This window comes from Aerococcus sp. HMSC10H05 (assembly GCF_001806975.1).
Taxonomy (GTDB): Bacteria; Bacillota; Bacilli; order Lactobacillales; family Aerococcaceae; genus Aerococcus; species Aerococcus viridans_B.
In genome coordinates, this window is the sequence record NZ_KV786976.1 from 19,038 (window position 1) to 36,633 (window position 17,596).

14 protein-coding genes, 3 pseudogenes and 1 other annotated feature are annotated in these 17,596 nt (G+C 37.0%); of the genes and pseudogenes, 15 read left to right on the plus strand and 2 right to left on the minus strand.

All coding sequences use genetic code 11. The features are described from left to right. Positions 1–115: 115 nt before the first annotated feature. The 13 genes and pseudogenes from HMPREF3116_RS04050 (at position 116) to HMPREF3116_RS04110 (ending at position 12,270) form a co-directional block, all read left to right on the plus strand. Positions 116–1,534, plus strand: a complete 1,419-nt coding sequence (locus HMPREF3116_RS04050) for a glycoside hydrolase family 1 protein (protein WP_070467909.1) — start codon at positions 116–118, stop codon at positions 1,532–1,534. Positions 1,535–1,754: 220 nt separating this feature from the next. Continuing rightward, on the plus strand, positions 1,755–2,090 hold the full coding sequence (locus tag HMPREF3116_RS04055; RefSeq protein WP_070467910.1) for a hypothetical protein: 336 nt from the start codon (positions 1,755–1,757) through the stop codon (positions 2,088–2,090). A 191-nt stretch (positions 2,091–2,281) separates the two neighbouring features. Next, complete coding sequence (locus HMPREF3116_RS04060; protein ID WP_070467911.1) at positions 2,282–3,667, plus strand: L,D-transpeptidase family protein; 1,386 nt, start codon at positions 2,282–2,284, stop codon at positions 3,665–3,667. A 221-nt stretch (positions 3,668–3,888) separates the two neighbouring features. Then, the gene (locus HMPREF3116_RS04065) at positions 3,889–4,635 is read left to right on the plus strand and encodes a methionine ABC transporter ATP-binding protein (RefSeq protein ID WP_070467912.1); all 747 of its coding nucleotides are present in this window, start codon (positions 3,889–3,891) and stop codon (positions 4,633–4,635) included. Continuing rightward, positions 4,628–5,311 (plus strand): methionine ABC transporter permease, encoded by a 684-nt coding sequence (locus tag HMPREF3116_RS04070; RefSeq protein WP_070467913.1) that lies wholly within the window; start codon positions 4,628–4,630, stop codon positions 5,309–5,311. Before HMPREF3116_RS04065 ends, HMPREF3116_RS04070 begins: the two co-directional genes overlap by 8 nt. A 106-nt stretch (positions 5,312–5,417) precedes the next feature. Further along, on the plus strand, positions 5,418–6,266 hold the full coding sequence (locus HMPREF3116_RS04075; RefSeq protein ID WP_070467914.1) for a MetQ/NlpA family ABC transporter substrate-binding protein: 849 nt from the start codon (positions 5,418–5,420) through the stop codon (positions 6,264–6,266). A 567-nt stretch (positions 6,267–6,833) separates the two neighbouring features. Further along, positions 6,834–7,062 (plus strand) — a binding site (T-box leader). A 153-nt stretch (positions 7,063–7,215) separates the two neighbouring features. Next, on the plus strand, positions 7,216–7,725 hold the full coding sequence (locus HMPREF3116_RS04080) for an NAD(P)H-dependent oxidoreductase (protein ID WP_246819045.1): 510 nt from the start codon (positions 7,216–7,218) through the stop codon (positions 7,723–7,725). After that, entirely contained in the window at positions 7,707–8,267 is a 561-nt protein-coding gene (locus HMPREF3116_RS04085; RefSeq protein WP_070467916.1) for a GNAT family N-acetyltransferase, read from the plus strand. Before HMPREF3116_RS04080 ends, HMPREF3116_RS04085 begins: the two co-directional genes overlap by 19 nt. 75 nt (positions 8,268–8,342) lie before the next feature. After that, positions 8,343–9,116, plus strand: coding sequence for an amino acid ABC transporter permease (locus HMPREF3116_RS04090; RefSeq protein WP_070467917.1), 774 nt, complete (start codon positions 8,343–8,345; stop codon positions 9,114–9,116). Further along, positions 9,116–9,942 (plus strand): annotated as a pseudogene (locus tag HMPREF3116_RS04095) (transporter substrate-binding domain-containing protein). Before HMPREF3116_RS04090 ends, HMPREF3116_RS04095 begins: the two are co-directional and overlap by 1 nt. A 24-nt stretch (positions 9,943–9,966) precedes the next feature. Beyond that, positions 9,967–10,800: pseudogene (locus HMPREF3116_RS04100) on the plus strand (transporter substrate-binding domain-containing protein). Between the two features lie 16 nt (positions 10,801–10,816). After that, on the plus strand, positions 10,817–11,530 hold the full coding sequence (locus HMPREF3116_RS04105) for an ABC transporter permease subunit (protein WP_070467918.1): 714 nt from the start codon (positions 10,817–10,819) through the stop codon (positions 11,528–11,530). Positions 11,531–11,571: 41 nt separating this feature from the next. Next, positions 11,572–12,270: pseudogene (locus HMPREF3116_RS04110) on the plus strand (amino acid ABC transporter ATP-binding protein). 114 nt (positions 12,271–12,384) lie between these two features. Here the strand turns inward: HMPREF3116_RS04110 and ald are convergent. Beyond that, a complete protein-coding gene (ald, locus tag HMPREF3116_RS04115; RefSeq protein ID WP_070467919.1) occupies positions 12,385–13,494 on the minus strand; it encodes an alanine dehydrogenase in 1,110 nt (369 codons plus the stop codon). Positions 13,495–13,570: 76 nt separating this feature from the next. After that, positions 13,571–14,686 (minus strand): YkvI family membrane protein, encoded by a 1,116-nt coding sequence (locus HMPREF3116_RS04120; RefSeq protein ID WP_070467920.1) that lies wholly within the window; start codon positions 14,684–14,686, stop codon positions 13,571–13,573. Positions 14,687–14,896: 210 nt separating this feature from the next. Between HMPREF3116_RS04120 and trmL the strand changes: the two genes are divergently transcribed. Together trmL and HMPREF3116_RS04130 are read left to right on the plus strand one after the other, a co-directional pair. Then, a complete protein-coding gene (gene trmL / locus HMPREF3116_RS04125) occupies positions 14,897–15,412 on the plus strand; it encodes a tRNA (uridine(34)/cytosine(34)/5-carboxymethylaminomethyluridine(34)-2'-O)-methyltransferase TrmL (RefSeq protein WP_070467921.1) in 516 nt (171 codons plus the stop codon). A gap of 193 nt (positions 15,413–15,605) precedes the next feature. Next, entirely contained in the window at positions 15,606–17,360 is a 1,755-nt protein-coding gene (locus tag HMPREF3116_RS04130) for a DUF4153 domain-containing protein (protein ID WP_083272753.1), read from the plus strand. Positions 17,361–17,596 lie beyond the last annotated feature (236 nt).

A 17,596-nucleotide genomic window follows, 5' to 3' on the forward strand; every position in this document is an offset into this window, starting at 1 on the left:
ATAAGGGTATAATGTTTTTTGATGGTAATCATTTTACAAGAAAGCGCTTTAATGGTATCCTAGTTGTGTAAATAAATTGAATGATAAAATAATAAAGAATGGAGCGAATTGTAGAATGGGTCAATATAGATTTCCAGATGGTTTCTTATGGGGCGGAGCTGCTGCTGCCAATCAATTTGAAGGTGCTTTTGATGTAGACGGTAAAGGATTAACTGTTCAAGATGTTACGCCTAATGGTGGAATGGGCGAAATTACAGATGGTCCAACAGAAGATAACTTGAAGTTAGTGGGGATTAATTTTTATAACCGTTATAAAGAAGATGTGGCCCTATTCGCTGAAATGGGCTTTAAAGTTTTCCGTACTTCTATCGCGTGGTCTAGAATCTTTCCTAATGGGGACGATGCTGAGCCGAACGAAGCTGGTTTACAATTCTACGATGACTTATTCGATGAGCTCCACAAATATGGTATTGAACCATTGGTAACCTTATCGCATTATGAAACACCCTTAAACTTGACGAAGAAATATAATGGTTGGACCAACCGTAAATTAATTGGCTTCTTTGAAAAATATGCCACAACTGTATTTAACCGTTATAAAGATAAGGTAAAATACTGGTTAACTTTTAACGAAGTAAATTCAGTATTACATGCACCATTTATGTCCGGTGGTATTGATACACCACCTGAAGAATTATCGAAACAAGACTTGTATCAAGCTGTTCACCATGAATTAGTTGCTTCAGCTTCAGTGACAAAGATTGCTCATGAAATTAATCCAGACTTTCAAGTAGGTTGTATGGTTTTAGCAATGCCAACTTATCCAATTACACCAAATCCAGATGACGTAATGGCTGCGCACTTAGCTGAAAACCAAAATTACTTATTCTCAGATATCCATGCACGTGGTGAGTATCCAGCTTATATTCATCGTTACTTTGAAGAAAATGATATTGAAATCCAATTTGCTGAAGGTGACAAAGAAGTAATGAAAGAAAATACAGTAGACTTTATTTCTTTCTCTTACTATATGTCGGTTGCTGAGGCAGCAAATCGTGACCAATATCAAGCGGGTGAAGGGAATATTATGGGGGGGATTGCGAATCCTTATCTAGAAGCTTCTGAGTGGGGTTGGCAAGTAGACCCAGTTGGTTTACGCTTAGTCTTAAATCAATTTTATGATCGTTACCAATTACCTTTATTCATCGTTGAAAATGGTTTAGGCGCTAAAGATGTCTTATTAGAGGGGCCAAATGGTGAAAAAACAGTTGAAGATGATTACCGAATCAAATACATGAATGACCACTTAGTACAAGTGGGGGAAGCCTTGTTAGATGGTGTAGATATTATGGGTTATACAAGTTGGGGATGTATTGACCTTGTTTCAGCATCAACTGCACAAATGTCTAAACGTTATGGATTCATTTATGTTGACCGCAATGATGACGGTACAGGTACGCTTGAACGCTACAAGAAAAAATCTTTTGATTGGTATAAAGATGTGATTGCTACGAACGGTGGCAATTTAAGATAATTGATTAAAGAATGCTGATAGTCGTAAAATGGCTATCAGCTTTTTTATTTGGTGAACTTTGCAAGTTTGTAGTAGCAATTCCAAGGGATATTTGAATTGAATAGAGTCAAATAGCACATTCAATTTCAATCTAAATTGGAATACCTCTGGTCAAACGGTGTATAATGTAATTAATTGTGATAAGAAAATATTAGCCAAATAGAATTTTGGAGGCACAAGTTTGAACAAGCGAGATGTAAATCGTAAGGGAACTAAGGACGATCATTCGTTTCGTCATGTCTATAAAATTGAGCTGAGTGGTTTATTGGGAAACAATTATGATGAATTAGATGACAATAACTTGAAAGTTAATATCAAAAGTATACTATTCAAGATTGCGGTATTCCTGATTGTGGGTGTGATTGCTTTCTTTATTTTTCAAGAAGGCATGTGGGCTACAGATACACGATCAGCTTCCTTGTCAACATTAGCTTTCATTGGTTCAACCTTAGTGGTTGGTTATCTAGCCACATTATTGGTAGAACTTTCATTTGGACGTAAAAGAAAATCTAAGTAAGACCACTAGTTGGCGTTTGACTAGGGTGCAAGTGTTAGCATCCTGGCTATTTTTTCGTTCAAAAGTGGAAGTAGATTATTTAGATAATTAAAAAATGATAAATTAGTTGAATATTACAGAAATATTACAAGAAATACGGTACAATAAAAGAAAGCTTTTAAGCAAATAGAAATGTGAAGGGAGATAGTTGAATGAAGAAAGTTTCGATGTGGATACTTGGGGCAGTTTTAGCCGTACTAGTAGTGGGATATGGGGTTGGTATTTATTATTATCAATCACATTTCTTACCAGCAACCACTATTTCTAGTGTGAATGTCAGTGGCATGACGCAATCTGAAGCAGAAGTAGCAGTGGCAAAAGCGAATAACGAGCGTACAATGACAATTACAGACCAGAATAGAGAAGTCTCTACAATTAACTTACAAGAAGCCGGCTTTAAACCCAAAGAAACGGATGCGTTCGATACGTTGTTAGCACAACAATCGACTTTCACATGGCCAGTAGAATTTGTTAGCAATGCTTTAAAAATAGTAGATGCTAATGAGAATCATGAATGGACAGTTGACCGTGATGCCTTTAATGCATATTTTGATCAGTTAGATATTGAACAAGCAGATAGCAAACCTTCAACCAATGCCCAGGTAGTGATTAACGATGATACTAAGGCTGTGGAAGTGGTTCCTGAAACGCAGGGAACGGAGGTTACATCAGATTCGTTAGCGGATGCTATTCTATCCAAAGTTGAAGCAGGAACAAGTGAATTAGCATTAGCTGATGCTTATGTGAAGCCAACAGTAACAAGCGATGATGAAGTTATTCAAACAGCGAAAGCTAAATTGAAAGCTATTTTATCAGCGAAGATTGGATTACAAATTGAAGATGAAGTAGTGAATATTCCAAGTGAGACGTTGGCTGCATGGGTAAGTACGGATGATCAAGGAGAAGTTCAAGTAGATGAAGAGGCAATTGATCAATACTTATATGAGTGGAATGTTGAGAATGCCGGTTTAAATCAAAATCATCAATTCCAATCTACTGAATCAGGTGAAGTTACAGTGACATCTGGCACTTATGGTTGGTATATTGAGCGTGACATGACTACACAACGGATTTCTGAAGCTGTTCTTTCTGGTGAAGATACTGTCATTGAACCAAATGTTTGGGGTAGTGGCTATAATCAAGATGATTTCTTTGGTACATCTTATATTGAAGTAGATTTAAGTAAACAAAAGATGTTTGTTTATATTGACGGTGAACAAATGATTGCGACTGATATCGTAAGTGGGAATACAGGTACTGACACGGTGCCAGGCGCTTATGAAATCTGGAACATGGAAAACCCATCTGTTCTAAAAGGGTATAATCCAAGAACGAAAAAAGATTATGCTCAACCAGTAGATTATTGGATGGCCTTTGATTATACAGGACAAGGAATTCATGATGCGAATTGGCAATCAAACTTTGGTGGAAATACTTACCAACAAAATGGTTCCCTAGGGTGTATTAATACACCGCCAGCAACAATGGCCAAAGTTTACGAATTAGCTTATATTGGCTTACCAGTTATCGTATTTTAAAAAGATATTTTTAAAAGAATAGCTTGATATTCTTAGGTTAATAGTTTTTTGGATAGCCTATAAATTGCTAAGGTCGAGAAGTTAACTTCTCGACCTTTTTCTAACTGTACAATTATTTATATAACAGATTGACGTTGGTAATATAACAGTTAAATGTGCTAGACATCAAGGATAAATGTTGGTAATATGGAACACAAGATATATAAGAAGGTGAAAGGTACATGATTGAATTTAAGCAAGTAGCGAAGGATTTTATGAATAGTGGTAAGCGTATACAAGCACTCAATCAAGTGACACTAACCATTCAAAATCAAGAAATATTCGGTTTGGTTGGCGAGAGTGGTGCGGGAAAGTCTACTTTACTACGATTTATTAATGCTTTAGAAAGACCTACTTCGGGGCAGGTAGTTGTAGACAATGTCTCAGTGAATGAACTATCTACTAAAGAACTACGGACATTTCGAAAAGATATTAGCATGGTCTTTCAACAATTCAATCTCCTCAATAACAAAACAGTGGCTGAAAATGTGGCTTTACCTTTGAGTCTACATCAATATGATAACCCTTTAACAGTAGATGAAGTGTTAGGCTTTGTGGGTTTAAAAGATAAAAGGAATCACTATCCAAGTCAATTGTCAGGTGGACAGAAACAGCGAGTTGGCATTGCACGAGCTTTAATTACACGTCCTAAAATCTTATTAGCTGACGAACCCACATCGGCCCTAGACACGCGCACTACGGGTGAAATTGTTAATGTTCTAAAGGCAGCTTATGATGCTTATCCTATGACTATGATTGTAGTAACACATGAGTTGGAAGTGATTAAGGCATTGTGCCAGAGAGCAGCTATATTAGAAAATGGTCAAATCAGTCAAGTGCTCACAGTTCAATCAGATATACAGGCAGCTTGTGACAATAGCCAGCCTTACGCACATCAGGTCTTGGAGGTGCTAACAGGTCATGAGTAACTTACAAGTTTATTGGGAACGGTTGATTGATTTTAAGCCTGATATCATTGAAAGTCTTGGCGAAACAGGCATCATGATGGGATTCGCTATGATAGCGGCGATTATTTTAGGTTTGCCTTTAGGTACACTTTTATTTCTAACGAATGAAGACAATCCACGGGCGAATAATGTTGTTTATCAAGTGTTGTCTTTTATCATTAATATCATTCGGTCATTTCCTTTCTTACTTTTGGTGGTATCTATGCAACCGTTAATTCGAGCAACTTATGGACGTGCAACGGGGGACCCAGTAGCTGCGTCATTTCCGATGATGGTGATTGCCATCGCCCTCTATGCTCGATTTGTTGAGCAATCTTTAATGGATGTAGATCGAGGCGTCTTGGAAACGGCGGATGCTTTAGGCGCTAATACTTGGCAATTGGTCACTAAATTCTTATTCGTTGAAGCTAAGTCATCTTTGATTATTGGCTATACAACGGCCTTTGTGTCTTTCATTTCCTATTCAACGATTATGGGAGTTGTTGGTGGTGGTGGTATTGGCGATTTCGCGATTAGGTATGGCTATCAACGTTATGAAACCGATATGATGTATACAGCAATTATAATGATTATTGTCATTGTCCAGCTTTGTCAATGGTTAGGGTTAAAAGTTGCGAAAAAAGTCGATCATAGGTAAGTGTTGGTGGTCTTCTTGGCATCATTTATGAAAAAATATTTTTTAATAAGTTGATGTCAACTTAGTATATGGGAATGTTTTTGGGAAAGATTTGGAGGTAAGATTTATGAAGAAAGGTTTATTATTTACTGGTATGTTGTCAGTAGGCTTATTGTTAGCTGCTTGTGGAAATGGGAGCGAAAGTGCTGAGTCTACAGCTACTGAATCAACAACTAGTGAGGATACAGTCATTAAAGTCGCTTCACATACAACACCGATGACTGATATTGTGGAACTAGCTGCTGAAGCTGTGGAAGAACCTTATACCATTGAGTTGCTTGAAGTTTCAGATAATATTCAATACAATGAAGCGGTTTTAAATGATGAAGTGGATGCTTCTTTTGCACAACATGAACCATTTATGGAAGTCTTTAATGAAGAACGTGATGGTGATTTAGTAGCTATTCAACCGATTTACAACGCAATTGTTGGTTTTTATGCCCCTAAATATGAAAGTATTGGGGATATTGAAGATGGTGCTGAAGTGGCTATTCCAAGTGACATGACTAATGAAGCTCGTTCTTTACATATTTTAGATGCACAAGGTTTGATTGATGTACCGGATGAAACTTTTGTAACAGTAGATGACATAACAGAAAACGATAAAAACTTAACATTTACTCATGTAGATTTATTGAATTTAAATGCTTCATATGAAGATGGGGTTGACTTAGTATTTAACTATCCAACATATATTTCGGAAATTGGTTTAACACCATCTGATGCTCTTTTCTTAGAAGAAGATGAATCTAATCGATTTGCTATTCAACTGGTTACACGCGAAGGCAATATCGATTCAGATAAAATAAATGCCTTGAAAGCAGCCTTCACCTCTCAAGAAGTGTATGACTACTTGGAAGAATTAGCTGCAAATGGTCACTTAGAACCAGCTTTTGAACATCCTTCTGCAGAATAATATTCAAAAGAAATAAAGAGGCTGGAAAATCTCTTTTACTGTCAAGTCATACTAGATAGTTTCAGTCTCGGTACACTTAATTAAGGTCTATCAATTCACATATAAGTATTTTGAAATATAGATATGATCGCTGTGTGGTCATACCTATTTTTTTGGGGGCAACTATTCATTTTCAATATGATTGATCGATTATTGAGGTCAAATGATAACTTATAATATTTACGAATTTCAGCATTTATTGTCTGTCAAATACTTATATTAAAGTGTTTTATAAAAAGAATGATTTTGAACAAAAGGCAAATAAGATACAATTATTGTATCTTATTTGCCTTTTGTTGATGCTTACTTTTGCTAGTTCTATATCAGTGATGATAGCGGTTAACGATTAAAAAAACATGATAATTAAATGAGAAGATAGATAAGACAAGCGTTTTACCTGTTTTGCTCTAAAACTTTTTTTAAGTAAATAGGCATTCATAGATTGTTTTTTCTAGGCAGTAATATTGAAGTAGTTCGTTTAAATTTGTTAAATTTACTGCAAGCAAAAGTTGCAAATCATTTTGATAACCAATTGCTTTGAAGAGTAGAGTAATTATGCAGGTAATCTACAGCGAGTCTGAGTGTGGTGGAATCAGATGTTTATCGATAATGAAAATGAGCTCTGAGCATCTAGTCAGTGAAAGCTGGATAGACGGGTGAGGTCGTTATACTTTTCAGTATTTACTGAATGAGAGATTGTTTGTTGGAACAATTTAAATAAGGGTGGCACCGCGGTCAATAACAAATCGCCCCTTCTTAATAGACAGGTTTGTTTATTAGGGAGGGGTTTTGTTGTTTAGCAATGATAGATGTAGAAAATGAGTAGAAAGATTCACCAAGAAAGAGGGAAGGGTATGACAAAAGTACTTTAATTGTAGGCGCTAATTCATTATCTTCACGACTAAATGGTTTGGTAGCCTATGCTCAGCAAGTTTTATTTGAGTACAAGATTCAAACGAATGTGATACAGGCGCATATGCTGCCAGCCGAGGTTTTAATGACAGCGGATTATACGGATAAGACAATTCAAGCTGTTAATCAACAGGTTTTGAATTCGGATGGGGTATTAATTTTTACACCAATCTTTCAAGGTAGTTATTCGGGTATTTTAAAAGCCTATTTAGATGTGTTACCTAAAAAAGCACTACAAGATAAGGTTGTTTATGCTTTAGGATTAGGGGGATCTAAACACCACTTGTTAGCCCTGCAATATGCTTTGGAACCTGTTTTAAAAGAATTGGGTACTGAGGAGCTTTTACAATCAACCTTTGCGACGCAAGATCAGGTGGTGAAAGGGGACCAAGATTTTATGATTAGTGATAGCGTGACAAATAGAATTGATGAACAACTTTATAGATTTACCAGTCGTATAGGACACAAAGTGATTATGGAGGAAGCAAGATGGGAAAAAATCGTATAAGAATTGCTACAAAAGACGATGCACCAGCATATTTAGCATTAATTCAAGAAGCATTCCAAGAAGTTAAAGATTTAGGTATTGATTGGCCGTCAACTAATGCTACTCTGGCATCTGTAACAGAAAACATCGAAACAGGCATCGCATTAGTATTGGAACGAGATGAACAATTGATTTCGACGATTACTATTAGGCAACCTTGGGAAAGTGATACGCCAATTTCACACTATCCTTTCTTGTGGTGGTTTGCCACTGCTAATGAATTTAAGGAGCAGGGGATTGGAAAGAAATTCCTTAAACAAGTAGAAGAAGAGTTTTTAATCAAAACTTTAAAAGCACCAGCTTATGTATTAGGGACTTCTGGTAAAAGACATCCTTGGTTATTAGATATGTATTTAAGAAATGGTTATCAAATTTTAGGGACTCGAGAAGATCCAAATGATATTGGTGTTTCTTTATATAAGGTGCTAATTCCAGAACGGTTTAACGAAAGTGTCCTACGCGTTGAGGCCTCATATTATCAATATGAAGATTTAACCATTTAAGGATTTGGAAAAGTAATACATACAAAGACGGCTGAATAGCCAACAAAAGTTTACAACAATTAGGAGGAGAAACTCATGTCAGCATTTTTTAATTGGGAATATGTTGAATCCTTTTTCCCAAAAATACTATCTGCACTCCCCATCACACTAGCAATCGTAGCAGTTGCAACAGCTGTTGGTATGGTACTTGGATTGCTTATCGCTTTTATTAGAATTGAAAAAATACCTGTTTTATCTCAAATAAGTCAGGTATTCGTATCTTTTATCAGAGGGACACCGATATTAGTGCAATTATTCTTGGTTTACTATGGTCTGCCAATTATCTTTACCGCTTTAGCCAATATTGAAAAGATTGATTATGTTTATATCACGTATGGATTGAGTACAGCGGCCTTTTTCTCAGAAATCTTCCGGTCTGCTATTTCAAGTGTAGCAACTGACCAAAAGGAGGCTGCGGCATCAGTCGGCTTAACTAGGGGACAGACTTATCGTCGGATTATCTTACCACAAGCAGTCCGCATTGCTATCCCAGCAACAGGAACCATGATTGTTAGTTTATTACAAGATACATCGCTCGCCTTTTCATTAGGTGTCATTGATGTGATTGGTAAGGTAAGAGCTTTAGCAGCCTTAACTTATCGATCACTTGAAGGTTACTTTGTGGCAGCTATTATCTTTATTGTTTTGAGTATTTTATTGGAACGACTATTTACTTGGTTAACCAAACGTTTCCAATTCCAGTCAAAAGCAAAAGTTCAAACACAAGGACTTGATCCAGAGATCCTAATTAAAAATGATGAAATATTTCAGACTTATACACTTAAAGGCGAAAAGGGGGAGACCTATTGATGAGACATCATTCAAATTTAATAAGATGGGGATTATTAACATTTCTGACAACAACATTATTAGCAGCTTGCGGGTCAGCTAACGCAACAGATGAAGCCACAGCTTCTAATCCAAATGCAGAAACGGTTGTCGTTGGAACTGGGAATGGCTATCAGCCATTTGTGTACCTAGATGAAAATGGTGATTTAACAGGATATGATGTGGCTGTCCTTGAAGCAATTGATGAGAAACTTGATGGTTATCAATTTGAATATGAGTCTTCAGATTTCAAAAATATTTTAACTTCATTATCAGCTGGTAAGGTTGATTTAGCAGCTCATCAATATGAATACAATGACGAAAGAACATCTAAATATCTATACGGGGACGTAGGATATACTGACTACACCCTATATATTGCCAACGAAGCTGGTGAGGATCAATATAGTAACTTGGATGAACTACAAGGCAAGAAGGTCTTTGCATCACCAGGTTCTAGCGTAGCCTACTTATTAGAGCAATATAATAGCGAACATCCAAATACGGATGAACAAATTACGATTGTCTATAATGAAAATGTTGGTGAACTCTTAGTTACTGGCTTAAAAAATGGTACGGCAGATGCAGCAATTTTAACCCAATACGATGCCAACAAATATAATGAACAGTTCGACGCTAACTTAGAAATTACTTCTGAACCAATCAGTGTATCTAAAACTTACTTCCTATATGATAAGGCAGATGAAGAGTTGAAAGATGCTGTTGATGGTGCTTTACAAGAATTAATAGATGAGGGTACTTTAGCGGAATTTCGATTGAATATTTAGGTGACGATTACACCCAATAAGTGAATAAAGGTGGAGAAAATATGATGAAGAAAGTGACACATCAGATAAAGAACAAACGGTTTATTTTAACAGGAATTACCTCAGTATTGTTGCTAGCAGCTTGTGGCAATGCTGGTGCAGCAGAGGATAATCAAGCAGCAGCTAACCCGGATGCCGAAACAATTGTTGTTGGGACTGGGAATGCTTATCAACCATTCGTCTGTCTAGATGAAAATGAGGAATTACAAGGTTATGATATCGAAGTTTTACGGGCTGTTGATGAAAAATTAGACCAATATAACTTTGAATATGAATCAATGGATTTTAAAAATATCCTGACTTCATTATCAGCGGATAAGGTTCAACTTGCTGCCCCATAATTATGCGTATAATGACGAGCGCGGTGCTAAGTATTTATATGGAGAAGAAGCTTATAACAATTATGCACACCACATCGTAGCAGATGAAAGTACTGGCCAAGTCTATCAGTCATTGGATGACTTAAAGGGAAAAAGGTATTTGCATCTCCTGCTAGTGAAGTCGCCAATATACTAGAAACATATAATGCAGAAAATGAAGACGCTATTGAAATTGTTTATAGTGAAGCAACGGGTGAATTATTAGTATCTGGACTAAAAAATGGTACCGCTGATGCAGCAATTCTTACGAAATTTGATGTCGATAAATATAATAAACAATTCGATATCCATCTTCAACCGTCAGATGAAGCCCTTAAAACTGCTGGTATTTACTACGTATTCCAGAAAGGTGATGAGCAATTACAATCTGCTGTAGACAGCGCCATTAAAGAATTGCGTGAAGAAGGTACCTTATCTGAACTTTCAGTCGAAATTCTAGGTGCCGATTATACTAAATAAGGAAAGGGGCTTTTATATGCCTATTGATTTTACAGCTATTTCAGAAGCCTTTAAAGCGGCCATTCCCTTTATTCCGGTCACTTTAAGATTAGCTTTTATACCTTTACTGATTGGTAGTTTGTTTGGGTTACTTATTGCCTTAGCACGTTTTTATCAAGTACCTATTTTAGGTAGGTGCCTAAACGGACTTGTTACTATTGCCAAAGGGATTCCTGTCGTTTTAAGTTTAATGGTCGCTTACTTACTGTTCTCAGATTTATTTGACCAAGTAGTGACCAGCTTAAGTTTACCAATCCGCTTTTCAGATATTAATCGTGAATACATTGGTATTTTCGTTCTGGCATTTACTGCTAGCATTTCCTTATCAGAAATTTTTCGTGGCGCTCTAGCAGCTATCCCTAAAGCACAGTGGGATGCTGCGGCTTCTATTGGATTAACACAATCTCAAACAATTATCCGAGTGATCTTTCCACAGATGATGCCAATCGCTTTACCGATGATTTGTAGTCAACTTATTGTCTTGATCAAAGCTTCATCATTAGTATCTTTAGTGTCAGTGGTAGATGTGTTAAATGGGGCGTTAATTACTGCTACGACAAGTTATACATTCCTAGAATCATATATTGCAGCAGCTATCATTTATTGGGCACTATCGTTTGCAGTAGAACAAGTTTCCCATCTATTTGAACGTCATTATACTAGAAAAGTTGTGAGAGGAAGTGTCCTATGATACAAGTAGAGAATATTCACAAAAAGTTTGACTAAAATGAAATTTTAAAAGGAATTGATTTAACTATTAACCAGGGGGAAGTGGTCGTAATTATTGGCCCTAGTGGTTCAGGAAAGACAATTTTCTTACGTTGCCTAAACTTTTTAGAACGAGCGGATAAAGGATACTTAAAAATAGGTGACCAAAAAGTGAATTTTGAAAAGGTGTCTAAGAAAGAAATTTTAGATATTCGCAAGAAAACAGCCATGGTTTTTCAACAATATGCATTGTTTTCTAACCGCACTGCACTTGAAAATGTGATCGAGGGTTTAGTGATCGCTCGAAAGGTACCGAAAAAAGAAGCAAGTGACAAAGGGCTTAAACTCTTAGCAAAAGTAGGTTTGGAAGGAAAAGAGCACCATTATCCACATGAACTTTCCGGTGGACAACAGCAAAGGGTTGGTATTGCACGTGCTTTAGCTTTAAACCCTGAAGTCATTTTATTTGATGAACCAACGTCTGCCTTAGACCCTGAATTGGTAGGGGAAACGCTAGAAGTTATTAAAGATGTTGCCGAAAGTGGCTCTACTTTAGTGATTGTAACGCATGAAATGCAATTTGCTTATGAAGTGGCTGATAGGGTAATCTTCATGTAGAATGGTGTAATTGTTGAACAAGGAACACCTGAAGAAGTGTTTGACAATGCCAAAGAAGAGCGTACGCAAAACTTCCTAAAAAGAACAGCCGTATTTGCACGTTAGGCCACTGTAAGTTGATTGAAAGTGATATTTGATTACGGAAGATTATTCGATAGAAAAGAGCCGCATTTCCATAATGAGATGCGGCTCTTTTGATGTGCTATTAGCTAGCATTTATTATTTTAATAAATCTTGGATAGGTGTATGAGTACGATTTTGTGACTCAGCTACCCCTTCGTGTGTCAAGTAACCTTGGTAAGTATTGATACCAGTTAGGATTGTTTCATTTCTTTTAGCAGCAGCTTCAACGCCTTGATTGATAATCTGGCTAGCATATTTCATTGTGGCATTTGTTAATGCAAGAGTTGACGTGCGTGGCACTGCTCCAGGAATATTTGCTACTGTATAGTGGATGACATCATGTTTTACGTAAATAGGATCTTGATGGGTTGTTGGGTGAGTTGTTTCAAAGTTCCCACCTTGGTCAACTGCGATATCAACCAAGACAGATCCAGGTTTCATAGTTTTCACCATGTCTTCTGAAACCAGTACTGGAGCACGGCGACCAGTTACTAATACTGAACCTACTACAATATCAGCGTCTTTGATCACTTGACGGATATTTTCTTCATTAGACATTAAAGTAGTGACTTTATCGTTTAGAAGATCTTCTAATTCACCGAGGCGACCAGTATTTACATCTAAAATTGTGACGCGAGCACCCATACCAACAGCTATTTTAGCAGCATTATAACCGACAGTTCCGCCACCAATAACCACAACATGGCCAGGAGCAACACCAGGTACGCCCGAAATTAAGGTACCAGAGCCACCGTTTTGTTTTTCAAGATAATGGGTACCAACTTGAATAGCCATTCGTCCAGCAACTTCAGACATTGGTGTTAATAATGGTAAGGCACCGTTTTCTACCATAGTTTCATAAGCAATAGCCGTTACTTTATTTGCTAATAAAGCTTCAGTTAATTCATTTTCAGGTGCTAAGTGGAAGTAGGCAAATAATATTAAATCTTCATGGAAGTAATCATATTCAGAAGCTAATGGTTCTTTTACCTTAATAACCATTTGGCTAGCCCAAATTTTGGCTGGATCACTTTCAATTTTTGCACCAGCTGATACGTATTCTTCATCAGTAAATCCTGATCCTATACCAGCATTTTCTTCTATTAAGACAGTATGTCCATTATTTACAAGGGTCCTAACATTATCAGGCGTTAACCCCACACGGTCTTCTTGTGCCTTAATTTCTTTAGGTATTCCTATTTGCATTTAAACTCCTTCTTTCTTCTTAATGCTAAACCTTCATTTATATTGTATCATAAAAAGGCAAGTTACCCAATCCAATCTAATGATTGGCTGAAGCGTTCCTTATTGACCGCCAAATCATGATAAATAAAAAAACAATGCCGAAATAGCCTGCTACTACATAAACTAGATTAACTAATTGGTCAAAGGGCAGAAATAAGCCAATAGCTGTGGCGATTAGTCCTAAAACAGCTGTTGCTACTTTATTGGCGCTTGTTTTATCAGTAGTGACAGATGCGGCCACGTTCCACAAAATTGACACCACAGTAGAATATATAGCTAGTAAAATAATGATAATAAAAGCATAAGCTAACCAAGGATTTAATTGATTAGCGATGGTTAATGTTGGCACCTGTGCACCTGCAACTAGAGAGAAAGCACCTAGAAAGGCCATGTATAAAATAAAAATACCTAAGGCATAAATCCCAGATGATAAAAGGGCAGCTAGCTTTGTTTCCATTTGTTTATTTGCTTGAATGCCTATTTGGGCGATAAAACCAGCATTTAAAATAATGATTAAGCCAACATAGTTTAAGGCAGATACTAGCCAATTTCCTGATGCTGCTTGGATTGTGCGGGAAGCAATCGCCTGGTGTACCATATCTGTTACTTGGCTAAGATCTCCGTGATAAGTAAAAAAACTGAGTAAACCTAAAATAATTGCAAAGATGGCGATGGCTGGTCCAATATTTCCTAATATATGCGTAATTTTATTCATTCCTAACATGACAGTAATAGCAGAAACGACATACATAAAGCCGGATCCCACATAAACAGGCAAGTCAAATTGTTGTTGGATGGTAGCGCCTGCACCAGCAACCATAACTGCGTAGGTTAAAAACAGGGTAATTAAAGTGATGTATTTATAAATAGCACCAATTTTATTCCCGGCAAATACTTTAAAAACGTCATTTGGACTATCTAAATTTTGCTTACCAGCAAAACCTGCTTTAAAAAATTCACTACCTGAAAAGCCTACTGCGAGGAAGGTGGTCATAACACCTAAAATACCCGTCCATTCGTGGGCAACGAAGTACTGCATAATCTCTTGTCCCGTTGCAAAACCTGACCCAATTAGCGTGGCAGTCATCGCTCCGGCCATGACAAATACTAGATGCCAACTGGCGGTACTAGTATTCTTTTTATTTTGTTTCATAGTTAATCCTTTCAAACCGCTAGTTAGAACGGCGATATTTTTTTCTATTCATTATGATAACAAAATAAATGTTTCGTGTAGATGAAAATACCATAAAGACATCTGGAACTGTCCGTTGACTCAGTATAAAATATGATATAATCAGTGGACGAAAGAAGCCATTTGATTTCGTATACGTGACATAGTATCTATATAGAAAGAAGCGACAGGATGACGAATCATATTGTATTATTTGAACCAGAAATTCCAGCAAATACCGGTAATATTGCCCGTACGTGTGCAGCAACTGACACCCATTTACATTTAATTGAACCGCTTGGCTTCAAGACAGATGATAAACATTTAAAACGTGCAGGTTTGGATTATTGGAACGCTGTAGATATCACTTACCATGCTAGTCTTGATGACTTTATGGCGTATTTAGGAGATCAACGTTTATACTTAGTAACAAAATTTGCCCATCATATTTATTCAGATATTGATTTTGGCAACAATGATCAAGATCAAGACATATTCTTGATGTTTGGTAAAGAAACAACTGGATTACCTGAGGACTTTATGCGTGCTCATGAAGACCAATGCATTCGTATTCCAATGGACGATACCCATGTGCGGTCATTAAACTTATCTAATTGTGCTGCTTTAGTCATCTATGAAGTACAACGTCAACAAGCTTTTAACCAGCTAGAGCTCACGCATCATTATGAAAATGATAAATTAGATTAATCTTTTTTAACGTAGCTAGGTCATCAATCACCTAGCTGCGTTTTTTTTGGAATAGAAATCACCATGGTTTGTATGATTGTGCTGATCTAATATATACTGCCTTGTGGTTTTATGTTTGATCAACTTAATGTTATAATAAGATAAAAGTAAAAGCGGTTTCAAAGGGTAAATATCTATTTCGGAGGTGTTGATGATGCGAAAATTTCAATCTCTTAGCGAATGGAGAAGCAGCTTGATACGGTTTCCAATGGTCATACTTTTTGGTGTTATTGCGACTACTTTAGTGATGTATATGAACCACGCACCTTATGATCAACCGATGATAATGGTTGAAACGGGTGTCTATGCGAGTATAGTTGGTATGATGTTGGCCACTTTGGGACAAGTGACTTATGAACGTTTTATGCAAGAACAGCGCCCCATTCAGGCTTTTGGTATTCAGGGGCTTACTGGAATATTAACTGGCGTATATTATGTTGCCGCTAGTCGGACCACTGATTTTTTCTCAAGTCATTTATTTACGAGAACGAATATTGGTTTATTTCTTTTAATGCTATTAATTATTTGGCTACCATCAATTAAAAACGAAGGATTAGCTTTTGACCAAAGTTTTCGAATTTGGTTTAAGTCATTCTTTGTGTCTATGGTGTATACTGGGATCTTGATGCTTGGTATTAGCTTGATACTTGGTGGTTGGTCAATCCTTATTTCTAATGTAGAAGGAGAATTATACTGGGATATTTTTTCAGTATTAGCTTATATTTTCTTTCCTTGGTACTTATTGTCTCAGCAATCCGTATTCACCCGACCATTCATCGAAGAAACGGGCAAGATGACATCTGAAGTGAGCAAATTCTTGGATGTCCTTTTAACAAAAATATTTATTCCAATTGTATCGATTTATACGATGATTATTTTCATCTATTTTCTCTCTAATTTAGGCAACTGGATGAATATTACGATCGAATTTGTAATGGTATCCTATTTAATTGTGGGTTGGATGGTCCTATTCTTAGTGGACGCAATCGAAAGACCATTAGTGACGCGCTTTACTCAGGGTTATGCTGTGGCAGTCCTTATTGCCTCGGTATTCCAAATTTACCGGTCAGTCATTTATTCTAATGTGTATGGTGTGACGATGAGCCGGTATATGTTGATGCTATTCTGTTCTATTTCAGCTATTGGCGCCATTTTATATCTACTAAAAAATCAATGGTTGCCCATGGTGGTTGCAGTGGGGCTATTTATTGCAATGATGCCACCAGTTGATGCCATCTCTGTCTCAGCAACTAGTCAAGCTGGAATAGTCAATGATATCTTAGCTGACTATCCTGATTTAATTACGGATGGTCAATTAGCTCTAACAACCGAAAATGTCAATCAATTGGATAACACGACAGCTCAGAAAATGAAACAGTCGCTTAGATATCTTGATAAATACAATGAATTAGACCGTGTTTCCCAAATACCAGAAGATTTTGATGTATATCAAGATTTGCGTGTTTTTGATGGTGTTCAGACGGATGATAATGGTAATGATTATCAAAGCAGTTATTCTTTTTCAGCGATCTTAAAGGCTGAACAAGAAGTAGCAATACCATTTAATAGTCATGATGGTGGGGAAGTTATCTTACTTCATAGCCATGATGGATCAGAGACGTTTACTGCTTTAGAGCAGAACTTTAGTCAGCAGATTGTAAATGTCACACGCCTAGAAGTGACTGCTGAAGACAAAGGTGAAGTGTTGCAATTTGATTTGGCCGAACTAGAAGATTTAGCCGAGGATAATTATGCTGATTTGACCAGTAATCAGGCGACCTTCAACCAAGAGTCAGATTCATATCTAGCAACATTAATCGTGCAAGACTTTAGCATCTACTCCCAAACAGGAGACGACAAAGACCGTTCAGGGTCTGGCAATTTCATCTTGATACTATCAGAAAAATAAACTATTTAATAAGGGGCTAGGTTGATACCTAGCCTCATTTTTTATTTGTTTGTAGTCCAATGTGAAAGAGTTCCATACAGCCTTAACCTTCCAACGTTTCCTTTCTGAGTGTTAACTCTCGCACCCTGTGAAGTTGGGTTCGCGTCTCTAGAAAGGGCTGCGTTTCAGATTAAGTTGTAGCTGACTGCGTCATCTACTGCCTTAATCTTCCAACGTTCCCTTTCTTGGCGTCGACA

What these genes read in the sequence shown, in the direction of transcription:
- HMPREF3116_RS04120 (WP_070467920.1), bottom strand. Translation starts at nt 14,686, where the DNA reads ATGAAACAAAATAAAAAGAATACTAGTACCGCCAGTTGGCATCTAGTA.
- trmL (WP_070467921.1), top strand. Translation starts at nt 14,897, where the DNA reads ATGACGAATCATATTGTATTATTTGAACCAGAAATTCCAGCAAATACC.
- HMPREF3116_RS04070 (WP_070467913.1), top strand. Translation starts at nt 4,628, where the DNA reads ATGAGTAACTTACAAGTTTATTGGGAACGGTTGATTGATTTTAAGCCT.
- HMPREF3116_RS04130 (WP_083272753.1), top strand. Translation starts at nt 15,606, where the DNA reads ATGCGAAAATTTCAATCTCTTAGCGAATGGAGAAGCAGCTTGATACGG.
- HMPREF3116_RS04060 (WP_070467911.1), top strand. Translation starts at nt 2,282, where the DNA reads ATGAAGAAAGTTTCGATGTGGATACTTGGGGCAGTTTTAGCCGTACTA.
- HMPREF3116_RS04090 (WP_070467917.1), top strand. Translation starts at nt 8,343, where the DNA reads ATGTCAGCATTTTTTAATTGGGAATATGTTGAATCCTTTTTCCCAAAA.
- HMPREF3116_RS04085 (WP_070467916.1), top strand. Translation starts at nt 7,707, where the DNA reads ATGGGAAAAAATCGTATAAGAATTGCTACAAAAGACGATGCACCAGCA.
- HMPREF3116_RS04075 (WP_070467914.1), top strand. Translation starts at nt 5,418, where the DNA reads ATGAAGAAAGGTTTATTATTTACTGGTATGTTGTCAGTAGGCTTATTG.
- ald (WP_070467919.1), bottom strand. Translation starts at nt 13,494, where the DNA reads ATGCAAATAGGAATACCTAAAGAAATTAAGGCACAAGAAGACCGTGTG.
- HMPREF3116_RS04105 (WP_070467918.1), top strand. Translation starts at nt 10,817, where the DNA reads ATGCCTATTGATTTTACAGCTATTTCAGAAGCCTTTAAAGCGGCCATT.
- HMPREF3116_RS04050 (WP_070467909.1), top strand. Translation starts at nt 116, where the DNA reads ATGGGTCAATATAGATTTCCAGATGGTTTCTTATGGGGCGGAGCTGCT.
- HMPREF3116_RS04065 (WP_070467912.1), top strand. Translation starts at nt 3,889, where the DNA reads ATGATTGAATTTAAGCAAGTAGCGAAGGATTTTATGAATAGTGGTAAG.